This window comes from Cohaesibacter marisflavi, assembly GCF_900115225.1.
GTDB classification, from domain to species: Bacteria; Pseudomonadota; Alphaproteobacteria; order Rhizobiales; family Cohaesibacteraceae; genus Cohaesibacter; species Cohaesibacter marisflavi.
Window position 1 is genome coordinate 189,600 of the sequence record NZ_FOVR01000004.1, and the last position, 19,265, is coordinate 208,864.

Genomic DNA, 19,265 nt, shown 5'->3' on the forward strand with positions numbered 1-19,265 from the left:
ATGAAAGATGAAACGCGCTTAGCCAACTGATCCTTCTAGAGAAATATTGATCAACTTCTGCGCTTCGACGGCAAATTCCATCGGCAGCTGCTGGATCACATCCTTCACGAAACCGTTGACAATGAGCGCCACAGCCTCTTCTTCGCCAATGCCACGTGCCTGACAATAGAACATCTGGTCATCGGAGATTTTCGAGGTTGTCGCCTCGTGCTCAAAGATGGCAGATGCGTTCTTGCTCTCCACATAAGGCACCGTATGCGCACCACACTGATCACCGATCAGCAAGCTGTCACACTGGGTGAAGTTACGTGCGCCAGAGGCTTTCTTGTGCGCGGACACCAAACCACGGTAGGTGTTGTTGGACCGCCCGGCGGAAATGCCCTTGGAGATGATGCGGGAAGAGGTATTCTTACCCAGATGCGTCATCTTGGTGCCACTGTCGATCTGCTGATAACCGTTGGAAATGGCAATCGAGTAGAATTCGCCAGTGGAATTTTCGCCACGCAGAATGCAGCTAGGATATTTCCATGTGATGGCGGAACCGGTCTCGACCTGGGTCCAGGAAATCTTGGAGTTTTTCTCACGGCAATCACCGCGCTTCGTCACGAAGTTATAGATGCCGCCCTTGCCTTCGCTATCGCCCGGATACCAGTTCTGGACCGTCGAATATTTGATCTCGGCGTCTTCCAGAGCAATCAGCTCTACCACAGCAGCATGAAGCTGGTTTTCATCACGCTGAGGGGCCGTGCATCCTTCCAGATAGGACACATAGGAGCCCTTGTCTGCGATGATTAGCGTACGCTCGAACTGGCCCGTATTCTGCTCATTGATACGGAAATAGGTAGACAGCTCCATCGGGCAGCGCACCCCTTCGGGCACATACACGAACGACCCGTCGGTAAAGACCGCGCTGTTCAGAGTTGCATAGAAGTTGTCCGAAACCGGCACCACAGAAGCAAGATACTTCTTGACCAGTTCGGGATGCTCGCGGATGGCTTCCGAAATGGAACAGAAGATCACGCCAGCCTTCTTGAGCTCTTCCTTGAAGGTCGTAGCCACAGACACCGAGTCAAACACGGCATCGACAGCAACCTTGGAATATTGGCGGTTCTCTTCGGTTACACCAGCCAGAATCTCCTGCTCTTGCAGAGGAATACCCAGCTTCTCATAGGTTCTAAGAAGTTCAGGATCCACCTCATCAAGGCTTTTGGGGCCTTCGGCAACCTTCGGTGCGGAATAATAATAGATATCGTTGAATTTGGGTTTGGGATAATCCAGCTTGGCCCATGTCGGCTCTTCCATGGTCAGCCAACGCCGGTAGGCATCCAAGCGCCATTCCAGCATCCATTCAGGTTCTGCCTTCTTGGCGGAAATGAAGCGGATTACGTCCTCATTCAGTCCGATTGGGGCCTTGTCGGATTCGATCTCCGTCACAAAGCCATATTTATACTGGTCAACGTCGATCTGCTTGACTTGATCGACCGTCTCCTTAACAGCAGCCATTTGCTACTCCATTCCTGAGCGGTTTCAAAGACCGCCGGTCATAGGGCTGCTCGCCCAGTTTCCTGCACTATCGTGGATCCAACACTGGTCTGTTGGCAAAGCAAAAATGTCCAGAGATGCCCGATCGCAGTTTTTAACTCATCTCTTTTTTGCCCTGATGCCGCCAGCCCCGGACCAGCAGCACACCCGTTTTGATATCCATGCGCGTCTCTATCACGCAAGAAGATCAATTCCATGATCTCTATATAAGCGCGCTCACAGCGCCTTCTCAATGCCTCTTAAACTATTTTTTGAGTTTTTGACGCATATTTGCCCAAGAGCCTCAATAAGTGCATCGATTTCAGGCTCTTTGCTGTTCCAGCCAAGGCTCATCCGGATCGCAGAGCCTGCAACTTTAGTCCCATACCCCATCGCCAATAGCACATGTGAGGCCGAGACCTTGCCTGAAGAGCAGGCTGATCCGGAACTCACGGCAACACCTGCAAGGTCAAGACGGATCAGCGCCATTTCGCCTTTCGTACCCGGAATGGCGAACTGGCTTGTGTTCCCGACCCTTTCAGCATCGGCGCCAAAAATCACGACATCAGGATCCAACGCCCGCAGTTGATCTTCGAAGCGATCACGAAGGGCCGCCAACCTTCCGAATCCATCGGACTTGTGCAAGTCTTCACCCGCAGCCTGACAGGCAACGCCAAATCCGACGATACCAGCCACATTCTCTGTCCCGGCCCTTAGGCGATTCTCTTGCGGACCACCCGTAATCAGGGGCTCAGGCTCGGTTCCTTCATGCGCCATGATCAAGGCACCAACCCCTTTTGGGCCACCGAGCTTGTGCGCAGAGAGCGAAAGACTACTGCAGCCAAGCTCGGTCATATCCAATGGAATACGACCTGCTGCCTGCACGGCATCAAGATGGAAATAGGCGTTGAATTCTTCCGCCAGAGCCGCGATCTCGGCGATCGGCTGAATGACGCCCGTCTCGCTATTCACCGCCATGACTGCAATCATGGGACGGCCTGTTTGCGGGTCATGCGCTTCGAGCAGCAGACGCAGGGCGGACACATCCACCATCCCGTTCGGCAAAACCGGAATTTCGCGCCGCGCTTGGGCACCAAAACGCCCACCGGACAAAACCGACGGATGCTCAATGGCGCTGACGAACAGAGCAGAAGCCGGATCAGGCTGATATTCGACTTTCATATGCGGCGTCAGCGCGAGCATATTCGCTTCGCTGGCTCCGGATGTGAAAATAACCTGACGGGCACCACCCCCGACCAGATCGGCCACCTGCTGTCGGGCCTTCTCCACCAACGCGCGCGCCTCCCGCCCCTCTTTGTGGACCGAAGACGCGTTGCCAGCCACCTCCCACGCTTCAATGATGTCCGCTTTCACATCAGGGCGCAAAGGCGAGGTCGCATTATGATCAAGATAGGCGCGCTGCATTTTTCTTTCCTGTAACTTGCCCCTCGGAACCGTCCCGAGGCTTCTCTTGAGCATTTACCATGGCCCGAGGCAAATTTTGAGACAGTCCGCTAAGATAATTCGTCTACCCGCTGCGAAAAGACTTGAAATTCAACCATCCATTTGTGTTAAGAAGGACAATCAAATGGATCGCACCAACTTTAGCCCTGTCTCTAGTTTTGAACCATTCTAAAACAGCTTTATAAAACTTGCGCCAATTAGTCAAGTTTTATAGCCCCATCCTTTTCCATGGATGACCGCTGAATGTCTGAATGTACACATGTAAGTGAAACAGGCTCAGGCTGAAGCTGTGGGATCCCCATAATGAACCAATTTAAAAGAGGACCGGGCACCCTATGCCAGAGGTGATCTTTAATGGCCCTGCCGGACGCTTGGAAGGACGGCTGCATCCTTCCAAAAACCGCAAGGCCCCCATCGCACTGATTCTTCATCCGCATCCCCGCTTCGGCGGCACCATGAACAACGAGATTATCTATCATCTCTATTACATGTTTGCGCGTCGTGGCTTCACCGTTCTTCGTTTCAATTTCCGCGGAGTCGGCAGATCGCAAGGCACATTTGACCACGGCGTGGGCGAATTATCGGATGCGGCAGCCGCTCTGGACTGGGTCCAGACATTTCATTCAGAAGCCCCAGGCGTTTGGATCGCGGGCTTTTCCTTCGGCGCATGGATTGGCATGCAGTTGCTGATGCGGCGCCCTGAAGTGGAAGGCTTCATTTCCATTGCGCCTCCAGCCAACCTGTATGACTTCTCTTTCCTCGCCCCCTGCCCGTCTTCTGGTCTCATCACCCATGGCGGCATGGACAAGGTGGTGCCTCACAAGGATGTTCAGGCCCTTGTCGACAAGCTCAAAACCCAGAAGGGCATTGTCATAGATCAGGAAATCATTCCGGGCGCCAACCACTTCTTCAAGGAAGAAACCGATCAGTTGATCAATGTTTGCGCCAACTATCTGGACAAGCGGATCGGCTTTGATCCTTCCCAACTGGAAGAGATCACGGAAAACGACGACTCGTCGGATTCGGCAATCCAGCTCTAACGGAGCAACCAGATATTCAAAAGGCCGCTTTGAAAGCGGCCTTTTTTGTATCTTCGGGGATCTTTTGCCATCCCGTCATGTCAACATATCAGCCTTTTCTGAAAGCAAAGCGGCTCCAGGTGATGCCTTTGGCCTTGTTGAGCGGCTGGGAAGACTCAACATTGGCGTGACTGACGAGCGACAGCCCAAGCCCTCGGGCAGCTTCAATCACCTCTTCATCGGAAACTTCAAACATCAACCGCCCTTCCGGCGGCTCCCCGTGACGCACGGTCATGGCCAGAAAACCTCCCGGCTCCAACAGGTCGTTAAGGCGCACCATGCCCCTTTCGCGCTCTTCCACGTCAAGATGCATCCAGACAGCAATGAGGGTAATGATGTCAAATCTACGCTGCCCCAATGTTTCCAGTTCCGGCAAGGTGTCTTCCAGCCATTCGATGGCTTCAGCCCCTTCCTTGGCCTGAGCAATCTTCCTGAACGCATCTGTCGGCTCAATCGCTGTAACCTGATATCCCTTCTCGGCATAGTGAAGCCCGTCACGTCCCGAGCCTGCACCGATATCCAGCACAGTCAACGGTGCCGGAGGCAACATGTTCAGAAACCAGCCGTGCGAATCTTCAATCTCATACCCATCATAACGCTTGGCGAGACTTGCCGCCGTTATTTCATACCCTCTATTGCTTGGAACACTGACCATGAAAGTCCCCCTGTTTCTTGTCGTGTTAATAGCTCACCCTGAGCATTCAAACCGGTGGTGACAGCACGCCACCGGTCTGCGGCTGCTTGACCCCAGTGGTTCCGGGGAATGTAAGTGGCAGCTGCCGCAACGACCGAACCGCGAGATATCCAAAGGCTTCCGCCTCCAGTCCATCGCCATTCCAGCCAAGATCACCAGCGAGCATAACGGGGCTATCCAGCGCCTCGCCCAACTGATCCATCATATAACCATTATGCTGTCCGCCACCGCAAACAACAACCATCTTAGCCGGTTCCCCTTCCTGGATCTCCATATGCTCTAGTCCAAGACAGAGTGTTTCAACGGTAAAGGCAGTCAGCGTGGCTGCCCCGTCTTCCAGAGACATCGCTTGAATGGGCGAAATATCAAAGGCATTGCGATCCAGCGATTTCGGCGCCGGTTTCCTGAAATAAGGGTTGCCCATCAGGCCGATCAATCCGAGAAAGTCAACAGAACCAGCCGCAGCAATGGCACCATTCTCATCCATAGGCAGCCCATCCTTGCTGAACACCCAGTCATTAATGAGCGCGTTGCCAGGCCCGCTATCAAAGGCAATAAGGGAGCCGTCCTTACTAATCCAGGTGATATTTGCCACCCCGCCGATATTGACTATCGCCAAGGGCTGTTGCAATGGGATGACACTGCAAGCCTTAAGCGCCTTGTGATAGATCGGCACAAGCGGAGCCCCCTGCCCCCCGGCAGCAACGTCGGCAGCACGCAAGTCATGCACGACGGGAATCTTTGTTGCGTTCGCCAGCGCCTGCCCATTGCCAATCTGAACCGTTACGCCAGCGGACGGATCGTGCCAGACGGTTTGCCCGTGAAAGCCGATCACGTCAGGCTTGATCCCCTTGGCGGCATCGTGCGACAGAAGCTGGGCCACAGCCTCACCATGCGCCTTGGTAACCAGAGCTTCGGCCTCCACCAGACAGCCGGGACGTGCCGTCCTGTCTTTCATGCCATGCGCATCGTCAAGCGCCCGACGCAGCAAGGCTTGCTCATGCGCTTCATAGGGGCGAAAAGCCGAGGCGATGGAACGCACCTGCCCCTCTCCGTCGGTCTCAATAAGCGCAGCATCAACGCCATCACAGGACGTTCCGCTCATCAACCCCACCGCAAGCGACAGTTTTTCCTCATTTTTTGCCATTTTTGTCCCCGTCTTCCCAATCTTGATAGTGATCTTTTCCATGATCTTTGCTAGACCATCTCCCCGAAAGGCCATCCTGTCCGGTGTGCCCAGCATCATAGACATCAGGCCAGACTAGCAGTAACAACCGTATCTTTAAGGAGAAAAGCGGCATGACCGCCTTCAAATCCGAATTTCTTCACACTTTGAGTGAGCGTGGCTTCATTCACCAGTGTTCAGACCCGGAAGGGTTAGACAAACTCTTTAGCACGGAGACGGTTACTGCTTATGTGGGCTATGACTGCACGGCTCCCTCTGTTCATGTGGGCAACCTCGTTTCCATGATGATCCTGCACTGGATGCAGAAAACCGGCCATCGTCCCATCGCCCTCATGGGCGGCGGCACCACCATGGTTGGCGACCCATCCGGCCGCGACGAGACCCGCCAGTTGCTGACCCCGGAAAAGATTCAGTCCAACAAGGAAAGCATCCGCGAAGTTTTCTCCAAGTTGCTCGACTTTGGCGATGGCCCAACCGACGCCGTACAGGAAGACAATGCCAACTGGCTGCTTGATCTCAATTATGTTGAATTCCTGCGCGACATTGGCTCCCGTGTATCGGTCAACCAGATGTTGGCCCGCGACTCTGTGCGTCTGCGCCTTGAGCGCGAGCAGGCCCTCAGCTTCCTTGAATTCAACTACATGCTTCTGCAGGCATACGACTACACCCAGCTCAACAAGCGCTATGGCTGCCGCTTGCAGATGGGCGGATCGGACCAGTGGGGCAACATTGTCTCCGGTATCGATCTTTGCCGCCGCCTCAACAATGCAGAATGCTACGCACTCACCGTGCCGCTGATCACCAAATCCGACGGCTCAAAAATGGGCAAATCCGTCTCTGGTGCCATCTGGCTGCGTGGCGACATGTACAGCCCGTATGACTACTGGCAGTTCTGGCGCAATGTGTCTGACGCAGACGTCGGGCGTTTCCTGCGCCTCTACACCACGCTGCCGATTGACGAAATCAAGCGTCTGGAAGTGTTGGAAGGCAACGAGCTCAACGAAGCCAAAAAGATTCTGGCAACAGAAGCAACCGCGCTCATTCATAGCCGCGTCGACGCGGACAATGCCGCCGAAACCGCCTTCAAGACATTTGAGGCCGGTCAGGCAGCTGCGGCCAACCTGCCAACGATCGAGGTACCTGAGAGAGATCTGGACGCCGGCATCGGCATCCTTAGCGCATTTGTTACTGCAGGCCTTGCCAAATCCAACGGCGACGCCCGTCGCTCCATCAAGGGCGGTGCCTTGAAGCTCAATGACGAAACCGTCACGGATGACAGCCTGGCATTGACCAAGGCCAACCTCAATGAAGACGGTGTCATCAAGCTTTCCATGGGCAAGAAAAAGCATGTGCTCTTGAAGCTCTCCTGAGGTCTTCATCTGGCAAAGCCCTCTAAAGAGGGGCTAAAGCAAAGAAACAGCAAAAAGGCTCCTTTAAAGGAGCCTTTTCCATATCGGGAACAAATGCAGCGGAATGGACAAATACCAATCTACTTGCGCAGCAAACTTCACAAAAAACGTCAGAATTCAAACATCTTGCGCAACGCCCCCGGCGCCAACAGCGAAGCCGGATTGACGATCAATGTCGGGTTCGCCATGTCGCCTTTGACAACATAGGTGATCCCCAACAAACCTTCATTTTTCCGGTTACCAAGCGCTCTGCCAATAATAGGCAGGCGACTGAAAATGTTGTTGACCTTGTAGGCGGGAATATAGGTTCCTGAAAGATTCAAACTACGGGTTTTCATGTCGATGGAACCATCGACCGTCGCCCCCAACACAGGCCCCTTGAGCATGCCTCGCCCGATGCCAAAGACACCATTTTCACCGGAAAACTGCACCGAGAAAGAATCAAACCGGCTATCAACATTCTGGGTCGTAGAGCGGGATGACTGGCGTCTTTCCACTTCTCCACTCATCTTGAAATCCTTTAGAAGGATAGACCCGGATATGGTGTCCAGCCCCTTCCTCAGGGCAACCGACAGTGCTAGTCGCCCTCCCACCACGCGATCAATAGCCCCCAAAAAGCGCAAGAAATCGCCAGCATCCCGTGCATCGAGATGAACCGTCGGAAACTCTTCCTGTTTGGTGATTGCCTCAATCGGGCTAGTACCATCCAGAACCCCGCGAGCGTTGATCTTTGTAACCAGTCCGTTTTCGAGCTCAGCGGATGCTGTCAGCCCGGATATGGAGTGGCCCGACAATCCGATCACGCGCTTGATCTTGGCATTCAGCACAACATCCACTGGGCTGGTCTCGCCATCGGTTGATTTGCCGACGAAGGGGCTTTTCATTAGCTTTCCGCGCAGATCCAGTACATCTCCATTCACATCGACACGATAAGGCCCCTTGCCGTTCCTCACCACATCGATGCTCAACCGATCCCCCCGGCTAAGCGCCAGATTGTCTATCTTGAGAGATTGCAAACCGTCATCCTTGTCGATCACCAACGAGCCATCAGCATCGAAACCATCACCAGAAATGACAAGATTCTCAACGGCGAAATGGTCTCCTTTATCAATCAGGTCAAACGCAGCACTGCCGCGAACATTGGGCTTCTTGCTCCAGCCCAGAACAGTCAAATCCAGTTCAGACCTGGTAAGATCAGCAGTCACCTTGGTCAGCTTGGGTCGATCTCCATTCTGGGTGGCCCGCACAGAGACCGGACCACGCAACCAGTCTTCGAGTCCAAGACCAAACTTGCTGCGGTCTGCATCAGTCAGCGCAAGATCAAAGCTGGAAGAAGAAACAACAGATCCATCGGATGAAGAGGTCAAATCAAGGGCCGCCTTAATGCCATCAATCACGGCAAGCCCTTTGATATCCATGCGTTTGCCGTCAGTATTGATCTCCACATCTGCATCAGAAACCAAATGCCCCCGCAAAGGCTTGGTGCTGGCCGCCCCTTTCAGGGTTATCTGCGCATCATAATTGACATCTTCCAGCTTCAGGGGTTTGATGAACGGGAAGCTCAGGCGCACCTTTGCGCTTGCGGAACCGCTCAAATCAGATGCCTTCTGCCCTTCATTCTTCAAACTGTTGATCGGATCACTATCAATGATCTCGCCAAAGGCTACGGCATCCCCTTCGCCTTCCAGAACCAACACACCAGTAGCAGGCTTTTGAGAATGATCGGGTATCTCGAACCGGCCTTTGCCCACCGGAAACTGCCGTCCCGTTTTGGTGACAAACCGCCCGGTATCTATGGACGTCTGGAATGTGCGCCCTGTGACGATTCCCTCACCCGAGAGGTCCTCTCCAGGTGGCAGCTCGCCAAAGGGAGCCAATCGGGCGTTCTTGAAACCGAATGTGCCATGCACCGCATCATCAGGCAGAATGAGCCGACCTTCTTCATTGCGCTTGAGCATGCTCTCTGTCAGCGCAAGATCGAAATGGCCACCGGTGGCAGTGCCGCCCTCAAGATTTTTCAGCAGCCATTTGCGCGCACCGTTTGCTATATTGACCGGCCACATATGCAACAGCAAATCATAGGGCATTTCAGAGATATCAAAGCCCATATTGAGCGCCAACTCACCATCAACCGGTGAAATGGTGCCAGATCCCGTAACACTACCCTCGTCAGCTACCATACGAATATCGTCGACAGTTGCTACACCGGTCTGACGATCTATGCGGGTCTGAAGGGAAAAAGTTTGAAGCATACGGCTGGGATATGGATTATCCCGAGCAGCCAGCTTCAGATCATTGCCCTGCAACTGCACCAAGATGGCTCCATCCTCGGTATCCGGCCAAACGGCACGGCCAAGGAAGTTCCCTCCGGTCTCTCCAAAGAGCACATGACTGTTAATCAGCCGGAGTTCACGTTCTTCGGGCACCCAGTCCAAGCGGAAAGAGGCACTGTCGAGATAGGCATCGTCCTTTTCGCCAAACTCCATCAGGCCTTCGCCGACATCGAGCAACACCCGCATGCCCGAAAGACTATCATCCTCGTCAAAATTCAACTGCGCCCTGCCAGCAAATGCCGAACTGAAACTGAAATTCTTATTCTCGCCAGAGAAGCGCGGCAAGATATCCGTCAAAGAGATATTTTCAAACACCAGCTGGATGGACCGTCCCGCATCAGGATCATCTGATGTGGCGATCGGCACCTCGGCCATGGCCGAATGAATGCGGCCATGCTGTCCGTCATAGGCAAAATCGATGCGCCAGAGATTGTCATCCTCCCCTTGCGGATTGTAGGCAAAGGCAACATTTTCGTAGGTCTTTTCCTTGTCGACCAGCTCATCGCGAAACGATATTTCGGTGTTACGAATGAGAATCTGTGGTGGCCGATTATTAAGATCGTCATCGGCCAGTGGCTTTATGGCGCGGCGCACGGAATTAAGCACAGAAACAAATTGCGGATCGACCGGATCATAAAGGCTATCCGCCGGGGCAGCTCCATCACTCAACCGGCTAGGGTCCTGCCCCGCAATAAGCAGACGTCCCTTGGTGTCTCGGCGGACCTTGACCTTCATGCTCAGAATATTGACATTCCGCGCGCGAATTTCGCGATGCATCAAAGCAAGAAGCCCCACTTCCAAATCAATCTTGGGCGCAGCAAGAAGAACGTCGGCTTCATCACGGAGCTGAACATCTGTTAGTTGCAGGGAAAGGCGCCAGCGATCGGAAAGCCCGATGAGTACGTCTTTCACCTCTAGATTCTGACCGGGAGGTAGTCTCCTGGCAACAAGGTCTTCAATTTCCTCGCGGAAACTACTGATGGAAACAGGAGCATAAGACAGTCGAAGCACTGCGCCGCCCAGAAGCACAAGCAGAAGCAGAACGAACGCACCGCAGAAAACCGCGATCCGCCGTTTCATTCTGGAACGTGAGGCGGGTGCGGATGCGTTGCTATGGTCAGCGGGCTGCTGCTCTGGCGAAAGTTCCGGATCCGGTGGCGTCTCTGAGCGATTAGCCAAAATGATATGCCTCCATATTCGCTTCACTTCTCTTTCGAAGCGCCCTACCACCCCAGATCGCTTTATGCTCTGTTAGGCTAGATTCGTACCGCTCACAAGGTCTTTCTAGAAGCCTGCGCGCAAATATAGGAATAAAGTCCCCTCGACCGGATGGAATATCAAATCCCTGATCCACACCGGATCAAAATGCGTAAGACATATGAATTTCCAGATCGACTCGCGTTAGAGTAACAATAGCGGAAAAAGAGACAAAAGGATGACCCATGCCTGATGATAGCCAAAAACTCGAAGTTGGTGCACAAGCGCCAGATTTTACTCTGAAGACAAACGGTGGCGGAGAGATCACGCTTAGCGCATGTCTGGGCAAACCCGTTATTGTCTATTTTTACCCCAAGGACAACACACCCGGTTGTACAATAGAAGCGGTGGACTTCAGCAGTCTTTCTGATGATTTCGCCGCCCTCGGCATACAGGTTATCGGCATCTCTCCCGATAGCGTGCGCAAGCATGACAATTTCGTCGAAAAGCACAATCTTACCATTTGTCTCGCCTCCGATCCGGATCAGGAAACATGCAATGCCTACGGCGTTTGGGTCGAAAAAAAGATGTATGGGAAAACCTATATGGGCGTAGAGCGCAGCACCTATCTCATCGATAGCGAAGGCAAGATCGCCCGAATCTGGAGCAAGGTGAAAGTCAAGAATCACGCTTCCGAGGTGCTTGATGCGGCCCAAGCCCTGTAAGACTTCTGCGAATCCCTATTATCAACCCATCGGCCAGAGCGTGAAACACGCGCTCTGGCTGCGCTGATTAACCAAGTTTCATCTCATAAAAACGGCTATTTTCAGCCACTTCCTCCCTTTATCTAGCCACGACACCATTGTTTTATAAACGAAATATTAACCATATTCGCAGCCTAATGGATTGGTTCAATCAGTGTGTCTTATGGCTGGGTGTTAAATGCTTTCTGAAGGAAGAAGTAGAGAGTTTGGTCGCCGGAGGGAACCGCATCGTATCATCATCACGCATGGCGATACGGTTCAGGATTTTATCGTGCGCCCTTGGGTCGTCTCTGGCCTGGCATTTTTCGGCATTCTCTTCAGCATCATGTATCTGTCTGCAACGGCTTATCTTGTTTTTCGCGATGATATTCTATCCTACTCGCGAGCCGAACAGGCCCAGATGCAGAGCAAATATGAAGACCGCATTGCCCAGCTACGTAGCCAGATAGACCGCATCGCCAGCCGCCAGATGCTGGACCAGCAAGCCCTTGAGAGCCATGTCCAGAAGCTGATGCAGAAACAGGCTGATTTTGAAGCCTATTCCTCTGTGTTGGATCCGATCATCAACAAAGCCCGTGAAGCAGGCCTTCCCATCCGTTCGGAATTGAAAGTCCCGCTACCCAAAACAGCTCCGTGGCGCACCAAAGAAAAGCAGGCTGCTGCGCCCATGGCAAAGCCGGAAGCTTCACCGAATCTTGCGCTCGCTTATGCAGGAACTGCTGTGGCGCACGCTCCCGTATCAGCTGAAGCAATTTCCAGCCGCTTTGAGGAGCTTACGCGCCTAGGGTTCAGAAGCAGCAAATCTTTCACAGATAGCGCAGCGGCTTCCACTCAGACGCCGCAAGACAGTGCGCCCCTTCTTCAAACGGATGAGACAACAGCCCTTGCCTATAATGAAGAAGAAACTCCTTCGATTTTCGATGCAACCGAAGTCTCTTCAGAGGATGACAAGACCATTCTCAAACTGGCTGATGCAACTGATCGTCTTGAGCAGGAGATGATCGATAGCAAGGTCATCTTGCACAATCTGCTCAATGACCTGCGTTACAAATCAGACCGCGTTGAAAAGCGCATCGCATCCCTTGGTATCAGAGTTGACGTGCCTGCAGAAAATGCTGCCGTTGGTGGACCTTACATCCCCATCTCAGATGAATACAACCACGATCAGCTCGCTGAAGATGCCGAGAAGGTCGAGATTGCTCTGGACCGTTTTGTTCAGCTCAAGAATCAGGTCAAGAAACTGCCCATCAGTCACCCCCTGCCCTCCGGACGTCTCTCAAGCAAATTCGGAATTCGCAAGGATCCGTTTCTCAACCGCATGTCCATGCATTCAGGCATCGACGTCGCGGATCGGTACGGCAATTCAATTCGGGCGGCAGGCATCGGCACCGTCACCTATGCTGGCCCACGCTCCGGTTACGGCATCATGGTCGAAGTAGATCACGGCAATGGCGTCGTCAGCCGATATGCTCATATGAGCAAGGCGCTGGCCAAAAAGGGCGAACATGTCAACACAGGCACCATCATTGGCAAGGTTGGCTCAACCGGGCGCTCAACCGGCCCTCACCTGCATTTCGAAACCCGCGTAAGAGGCAAAGCAGTAAACCCCTACTCTTTCCTTATCGCAGGAAAAGAATTGCATAAGTTGATTTAGGCGTAGATTTTCTTATCCTATAGACTCAACTGGGCACCCACCGAAAATAATCAGTCGTCAGAACTGCCCAAGCGGTGTCGCGCCCAGCCCTTATTACTCACGTTTCGTCTTTCGCATGAGTCATGCCACAAGGGATGGACAGTGGCACACTAAGACAGACCTCTTGCCTGCCCAACCTCTTCGCCGCCCCCCTTGGGCCACATAAATCTACAAACAGTCCGCCATAGAAAAAGCCCGGTCCTTGAATAAGAACCGGGCTTTCAATCATTTTGCGGAAGCTTCTTTGCGAAAAGGCGGAGGCTGTATCAGAGCATCCTCAGCACACTGCTTTCACAAAGCAAAATAAGCAGGCTTTAAACCAGATCCTCGACCTGATCCTCCCCTTCCGTACCATAGGCACGTTGGGCGAGCGCAGCTTCCATATAAGGTGTCAAAGCACCATCGAGCACATCTTGCGGACTGGTGCTCTCAACGCCGGTGCGCAAATCCTTGACCAACTGGTAAGGCTGCAGAACATAAGAGCGGATCTGATGTCCCCAGCCGATATCGGTTTTGGATGCAGCTTCGGCACTGGCCTTGTCTTCACGAATCTGCAGCTCGCGCTCATACAGGCGCGCGCGCAACATGTCCCATGCCTGAGCGCGGTTCTTGTGCTGCGAGCGTTCATTCTGACACTGCACCACGATCCCCGTTGGATGGTGCGTGATACGAACAGCAGAGTCAGTCGTATTGACGTGCTGACCACCAGCACCCGAGGCACGATAAGTATCAATGCGGCAATCACTCTCGTTGATCTCGATATCGATGGTATCGTCAATAACCGGATAGACCCAGACGGATGAGAAAGACGTATGACGGCGCGCCTGACTGTCAAACGGCGAAATACGCACCAGACGGTGCACGCCTGACTCAGTCTTCGCCCAACCATAAGCATTCTCGCCCTTGACCATGATGGTAGCAGCCTTGATGCCAGCTTCTTCCCCTGCGGTCACCTCAAGAACATCGACCTTGAAACCGGCCTTCTCGGCCCAGCGGGTATACATCCTGAGCATCATCGACGCCCAGTCCTGGCTTTCGGTTCCACCCGCACCGGAATGCACTTCGATATAGCAGTCCATCCCGTCCGCTTCACCCGAGAGCATGGTCTCGATCTGCTGGCGGGAAATTGTTTTCAAGAGCGCATGAAGCGTGTCTTCCGCATCCTTGATCACGTCGGCATCATCTTCCATTTCACCCAATTCTATGAGCTCAATGGAATCTTCAAGATCCTGCTTGGCCTTGAGATAGCCGTTGATCGCCGATTCCAGCTTCTGACGCTCCTGCATCAGCTTCTGGGCATTCTGCGGATCGTTCCAAAGGTTCGGATCTTCAGCCAGGTTATTCAGTTCGAGCAGGCGTTTCTGGGCGACATCCCAGTCAAAGATGCCTCCTCAGCAGAGCAAGACCCTGCTTGATTTCGTCGACTACATTCTGGATTTCTGCGCGCATACTTTTCTCTTCATTCATCATAGAGAAGGCAGACCCGCTGCCCTCACATTCAAACGATCAATCTTTCAGGTGACGAGAAGGCGGATGCAACCTTCGCCGCATCCGCCTCTCAACACGATAAGATTTTGGTTTTAATACAGACCACCAGTGCCTTGCGTCAAGGCCTGTTCGGCTTCTTCCGCCGTCACTGGCCGTCCCATATCATCGGTAAAGCCGATAACGGAATAGCTGTCTGGCGGCAGCGTGCCCGGCTTGAAAGCTTCCAGAATGACGCCGTCACTCTGGGCCGAAGCCCTAAGGCCCGTACGCCGGTCAATCGGAATTAGCTCAATGCTTTCAGGCACCTTGAATGGTTTCTTTGGCTTGTCTTTCAAAGCCACCTTCATGAACTCGGCAAAGATCGGAGCTGCCAGATGGCCACCCGTAGCGCCACGCCCCATTGGACGCGGCCGGTCATAGCCCACATAGACCCCAACCACCAGATCCGGCGAGAAGCCAACAAACCAGGCATCGCGCTCGTCGTTGGTGGTGCCGGTTTTACCCGCGATCGGCTTGCCAACCACCTTGCGAACAATCGTACCGGTGCCGCGCTGAACAACCCCTTCCATCATGGAAGTGATCTGATAGGCGGTCATCGGATCAAGCACCTGTTCACGGTTATCAATCACGGTCGGCTCGCCCTGATGTTCCCAACGCTGAACATTGCAATTCTCACAAATGCGCTGGTCATGCTTGTAGATGGTTTTACCATAGCGGTCTTGCACCCGGTCAACAAAGGTCGGCGTAATCCGCCGCCCACCATTGGCCAGCATCGAATAAGCCGTCACCATGCGCAGAACAGTTGTTTCCCCAGCCCCCAGCGCCATGGACAGCACAGGCATGAGATTGTCATAGATGCCGAAGCGTTTGGCATATTCAGCAACCAGCGGCATGCCCATATCCTTGGCGAGGCGCACAGTCATGACGTTACGCGAAAGTTCGATCCCCAAACGCAGGGTTGATGGACCATAGAATTTGCCGCCATAGTTCTGTGGACGCCAGATGCCCTGTCCGCCCCCCTGATCGATCTCGATCGGTGCATCCATAACAACGCTGGAAGGCGTATAGCCATTATCAAGGGCAGTCGCATAAACAAAAGGCTTGAAAGAAGAGCCCGGCTGACGATAGGCCTGCGTGGCGCGGTCAAACTGGCTCTGATCGAAGGAGAAGCCGCCCGCAATTGCCAGAATACGCCCCGTCATCGGGTCCATTGCAATCAGCGCACCGGAAACCTCGGGCACCTGCTCAAGCTCGAAGCTGCCATCGTCATTGGTAGAGACATAGACAACATCTCCCGGCGCCAATACGTCAGATGCGTTGCGAACCGCCTTGCCCTTACGATCTCCCTTGGACCATTTGGCCCATTTAAAGCCATCAAACGGAAGGGTCGCGATCTGGCGCTCGTTGGCAGATGCATTCTCGCCTTCCTCATCAGGCCGCAAGCCAATGGTTGCTTCTTTGCCTTCTGTAGAGAGCACAACAGCCAGCTTCCATTCAGGAACATCCGACAGCGGCTTCTGGTCCAGCAAGGCCTTGCCCCAGTCTCCAGCAATATCGATGTTGGTGATCGGCCCGCGCCAGCCCTTGCCCTTGTCGAACTTGACAAGACCATGGTTCAACGCAACGCGCGCTTCTTCCTGAAGCTTCACATCAAGAGAGGTCCGAACAGAAAGGCCACCATTATAGAGCTTCTCTTCGCCAAATGTCTTGTCGATCCAGCGACGCACTTCCTCGGCAAAATAGTCAGCCGCAAAGATATGCGCGCCTCTTGGACGGAAGGTCACCTGCAAGTCCGTTGCCTTGGCCTTGTTGGCTTCCTCAACCGTTACATAGCCATTGCTGACCATCTGGTCGATAACCCAGTCGCGGCGCTCGATAGCCTTATCCTTGTGCCGGATCGGATGATAGTTGTTTGGTGCCTTCATCAAGGCTGCCAGATAGGCGGCCTCCGAGAGGGTCAGTTCATGCACGGACTTGTCAAAATAGTTGAGCGAGGCAGAGCCGATACCATAGACCCCGATTCCGAAATACATCTCGTTGAGATAAAGCTCCAGAATCTCGGGCTTGGTAAAAGTCTGTTCGATACGCATGGAAAGCAGAGCTTCCTTGATCTTGCGCTCGTAGGATTGCTCCGAGGTCAAAAGGAAGTTCTTGGCCACCTGCTGCGTGATGGTCGACGCGCCAACGAGGCGACGATTCTGCCCCATATTCTTGACGTTGGTGACCACAGCGCGTGCGATGCCGGTGAAGTCCAGCCCCGCATGGGTGTAGAAGTTCTTGTCCTCGGCTGAGATAAAGGCCTCTTTCACGCGATCCGGAATAGCCTGAATTGGCAGGAACAAGCGTCGTTCACGCGCATATTCAGCCATCAATTGACCATCAGTGGCATGAATGCGCGTGGTCACTGGAGGCTCATAATTCCGCAAGGCTGTGAAGTCCGGCAATCCGGCCATCATGGAATTCAGGAAGATATATACAGCGGTGGCGATCACAATGAACAGAACCGAACCTGCGGCAAAGAGAAAGCCGAAGAAGCGCCAAATTATCATATCTGTTCCTATTTATCCCGTATTAAAAGAGAGCGTAAAGCAGTGCGCGGCGTCATCCCGCATGCTCAGCAAATCGTCGGTTCACGATGCATCGACATCCCAACGGCAGCACCTTCCGACACAGGCCGACATAAGGCCAACCCAGTCTCAATCACGCACAGACTTATTCTGCCGCCAATCATTTTGCAACCATCACATGACATTGGGGCAGCAAAAGGGCTTTGTTAAGAATTTTATCCGCACCTAATCGGCCCAATTTTTGGATGATATCCAGCAAGAAGGGCAGAAAATGGACATCAAGAGCGTCTGCGCCCTCTTCAGCCTGATCAGCCCTGGCGTAAACCGCCGCTGATTCTCGGGTTTTACCCCTTGGATGGCACAAACAGGGCGCTGGATTGAACAGACCTCCGGGCAAAGAATCCATTGATGGATTTGACGATGGACTTGATCGCCTTTTCCCGCCATTCCTTCGAGAGGAGATCCGCCCTGTCCTCCTTGTTGGACAGATAGCCCAACTCCAGCAGAACGCTCGGAATATCCGGTGCCTTGAGCACGCGGAAACCGGCGGATCGCTCGGGCGTTTTTGACAGCCGGATGGATGCCTTGAGCGCGCCCACGAGCGTACGGGAATAAAGCGCCGAATGGTTAGCCGTTTCCCGCCTTGTGAGATCAATCAAGATATCGGCAACAACGTCATCAGACTGGTCGATTTCCAGCCCGGCAATTAGATCAGAACGGTTTTCCTGTTGCGCCAGCTTGTGCGCAACCGCATCCGAGGCGCGTTCTGACAGCGTATAGACCGTCGCACCGCGAACATAATGCTCACGCACGATATCCGCATGGATCGACAAAAACAGATTTGCCTTGTGTTCTTGGGCAAAGGCAACCCGTTTGGAAAGAGAAATGAACAGATCCGTATCCCGTGTCAGCAAGATGCGAAACTGTCCCTCGGCTTCGAGCGCCTTCTTGAGCGATTTGGCAAAGGAGAGCACAACCTTACTCTCTTGCACCTTATTGGAAACAGCGCCTGTATCAATGCCACCATGACCCGGGTCCAGCACGATAAGTGGACGTGTATCCCCCTCCTCTTTCTCGGCAACAGGTGCGGCAGGAGCCTTTACTAACGGACCCGTCTGGGGTTTGCCATCAGCACCAATACGGATCACATCCCGCAGAGACTGCTCTGCAAACTCGCGATCGCTAACGGCCTCGAGATTGAACACCAGACGGACTGGATTACCGTCCACCGCAGGAAGGATGTAAGCGCGCTCCACTTTGGTTGGCCCTGCAAGATCCAGCACAACACGTGAGCCGGCATGCCCGAAGCGACCAAAGCGGAAATTCTGCACCATCGCCCGCTCGACAAGCCCCATTCCCTGCTCCATTTCAAAATCCATGTCAGGCAGATCAATCACCAGACGGTAAGGGTCTTGAAGAGCAAAGACGCTAAAGCCGACGGGTTCGGAAACATCGAGAATGAACTGCGCCTTCTCAGCATTGCCGTCAGTAAGCGCCCCCTGGATAGACACCATGGATCCGGCCTGTTCCTGCGCAGCAAGCGGACTGCAGAGCAAAAGCCCTACAAGCATCAGAAACCGTCCGACCAATCTCATAGCTGAAGTCATTTGCCTCTTTCCGTTGCAAAGGGTCTCATCTTGAGCGTAATGAAAAAAGAAATGTGGCAACAAGACAGCAAAACAAGCATTTTCACCGTCCTCGGCCAAACCGCAGAGTGGCGCCTCAGGGTTAACCACATCTTGACAGACAGCTGCTATACACATGTCTGCATGGAATATCTGTATATTTAAGTATAGATAACAAGCAAAAACAGCGTATCAACTCACTTGTTCAACCGCCTTGCACTTGCATATTTGTGTAAGGAACCCTA

12 protein-coding genes are annotated in these 19,265 nt (G+C 53.4%); 4 read left to right on the forward strand and 8 right to left on the reverse strand.

Features of this window, described 5'->3' with window-relative positions:
• Positions 1–18: 18 nt before the first annotated feature.
• The gene (sufB, locus tag BM258_RS09880; RefSeq protein WP_090071655.1) at positions 19–1,503 is read right to left on the reverse strand and encodes a Fe-S cluster assembly protein SufB; all 1,485 of its coding nucleotides are present in this window, start codon (positions 1,501–1,503) and stop codon (positions 19–21) included.
• Positions 1,504–1,758: 255 nt separating this feature from the next.
• Positions 1,759–2,946: a cysteine desulfurase family protein gene (locus BM258_RS09885; RefSeq protein ID WP_090071657.1), complete on the reverse strand. Its 1,188-nt coding sequence runs from the start codon at positions 2,944–2,946 to the stop codon at positions 1,759–1,761.
• A 374-nt stretch (positions 2,947–3,320) separates the two neighbouring features.
• Here BM258_RS09885 and BM258_RS09890 point away from each other — a divergent pair, with 374 nt between their 5' ends.
• Positions 3,321–4,025, forward strand: coding sequence for an alpha/beta hydrolase (locus BM258_RS09890; protein WP_090071658.1), 705 nt, complete (start codon positions 3,321–3,323; stop codon positions 4,023–4,025).
• Between the two features lie 88 nt (positions 4,026–4,113).
• Here BM258_RS09890 and BM258_RS09895 read toward each other — a convergent pair whose 3' ends face one another.
• Entirely contained in the window at positions 4,114–4,719 is a 606-nt protein-coding gene (locus BM258_RS09895; protein ID WP_090071659.1) for a class I SAM-dependent methyltransferase, read from the reverse strand.
• A 46-nt stretch (positions 4,720–4,765) separates the two neighbouring features.
• Entirely contained in the window at positions 4,766–5,905 is a 1,140-nt protein-coding gene (locus BM258_RS09900) for an anhydro-N-acetylmuramic acid kinase (protein ID WP_244544664.1), read from the reverse strand.
• 152 nt (positions 5,906–6,057) lie between these two features.
• On the opposite strand from BM258_RS09900, the gene tyrS reads away from it, so the two are divergent.
• Positions 6,058–7,314, forward strand: a complete 1,257-nt coding sequence (gene tyrS, locus BM258_RS09905) for a tyrosine--tRNA ligase (protein WP_090071661.1) — start codon at positions 6,058–6,060, stop codon at positions 7,312–7,314.
• Between the two features lie 149 nt (positions 7,315–7,463).
• Here the strand turns inward: tyrS and BM258_RS09910 are convergent, their stop codons facing one another.
• Entirely contained in the window at positions 7,464–10,865 is a 3,402-nt protein-coding gene (locus BM258_RS09910; protein ID WP_139229249.1) for a DUF3971 domain-containing protein, read from the reverse strand.
• Positions 10,866–11,128: 263 nt separating this feature from the next.
• Between BM258_RS09910 and bcp the strand changes: the two genes are divergently transcribed.
• The gene (gene bcp / locus BM258_RS09915; protein WP_090071665.1) at positions 11,129–11,608 is read left to right on the forward strand and encodes a thioredoxin-dependent thiol peroxidase; all 480 of its coding nucleotides are present in this window, start codon (positions 11,129–11,131) and stop codon (positions 11,606–11,608) included.
• 217 nt (positions 11,609–11,825) lie between these two features.
• Positions 11,826–13,301 (forward strand): M23 family metallopeptidase, encoded by a 1,476-nt coding sequence (locus tag BM258_RS09920; protein WP_090071667.1) that lies wholly within the window; start codon positions 11,826–11,828, stop codon positions 13,299–13,301.
• A gap of 353 nt (positions 13,302–13,654) precedes the next feature.
• Here the strand turns inward: BM258_RS09920 and prfB are convergent.
• From prfB to BM258_RS09940, 3 genes are all read right to left on the reverse strand, one after another.
• Positions 13,655–14,789 (reverse strand): peptide chain release factor 2 gene (gene prfB, locus BM258_RS09925; protein ID WP_139229250.1). Its coding sequence is split into 2 segments (ribosomal slippage): positions 13,655–14,719 and positions 14,721–14,789, totalling 1,134 coding nucleotides; the frame shifts between segments, so codons are not numbered across the junction.
• 131 nt (positions 14,790–14,920) lie between these two features.
• Positions 14,921–17,377: a penicillin-binding protein 1A gene (locus BM258_RS09935; protein ID WP_090071673.1), complete on the reverse strand. Its 2,457-nt coding sequence runs from the start codon at positions 17,375–17,377 to the stop codon at positions 14,921–14,923.
• A 362-nt stretch (positions 17,378–17,739) separates the two neighbouring features.
• The gene (locus tag BM258_RS09940) at positions 17,740–19,002 is read right to left on the reverse strand and encodes an N-acetylmuramoyl-L-alanine amidase (RefSeq protein ID WP_175528021.1); all 1,263 of its coding nucleotides are present in this window, start codon (positions 19,000–19,002) and stop codon (positions 17,740–17,742) included.
• Between the last annotated feature and the right edge of the window lie 263 nt (positions 19,003–19,265).

What these genes read in the sequence shown, in the direction of transcription:
- sufB (WP_090071655.1), bottom strand. Translation starts at nt 1,503, where the DNA reads ATGGCTGCTGTTAAGGAGACGGTCGATCAAGTCAAGCAGATCGACGTT.
- BM258_RS09885 (WP_090071657.1), bottom strand. Translation starts at nt 2,946, where the DNA reads ATGCAGCGCGCCTATCTTGATCATAATGCGACCTCGCCTTTGCGCCCT.
- BM258_RS09890 (WP_090071658.1), top strand. Translation starts at nt 3,321, where the DNA reads ATGCCAGAGGTGATCTTTAATGGCCCTGCCGGACGCTTGGAAGGACGG.
- BM258_RS09895 (WP_090071659.1), bottom strand. Translation starts at nt 4,719, where the DNA reads ATGGTCAGTGTTCCAAGCAATAGAGGGTATGAAATAACGGCGGCAAGT.
- BM258_RS09900 (WP_244544664.1), bottom strand. Translation starts at nt 5,905, where the DNA reads ATGGCAAAAAATGAGGAAAAACTGTCGCTTGCGGTGGGGTTGATGAGC.
- tyrS (WP_090071661.1), top strand. Translation starts at nt 6,058, where the DNA reads ATGACCGCCTTCAAATCCGAATTTCTTCACACTTTGAGTGAGCGTGGC.
- bcp (WP_090071665.1), top strand. Translation starts at nt 11,129, where the DNA reads ATGCCTGATGATAGCCAAAAACTCGAAGTTGGTGCACAAGCGCCAGAT.
- BM258_RS09920 (WP_090071667.1), top strand. Translation starts at nt 11,826, where the DNA reads ATGCTTTCTGAAGGAAGAAGTAGAGAGTTTGGTCGCCGGAGGGAACCG.
- BM258_RS09935 (WP_090071673.1), bottom strand. Translation starts at nt 17,377, where the DNA reads ATGATAATTTGGCGCTTCTTCGGCTTTCTCTTTGCCGCAGGTTCGGTT.
- BM258_RS09940 (WP_175528021.1), bottom strand. Translation starts at nt 19,002, where the DNA reads ATGACTTCAGCTATGAGATTGGTCGGACGGTTTCTGATGCTTGTAGGG.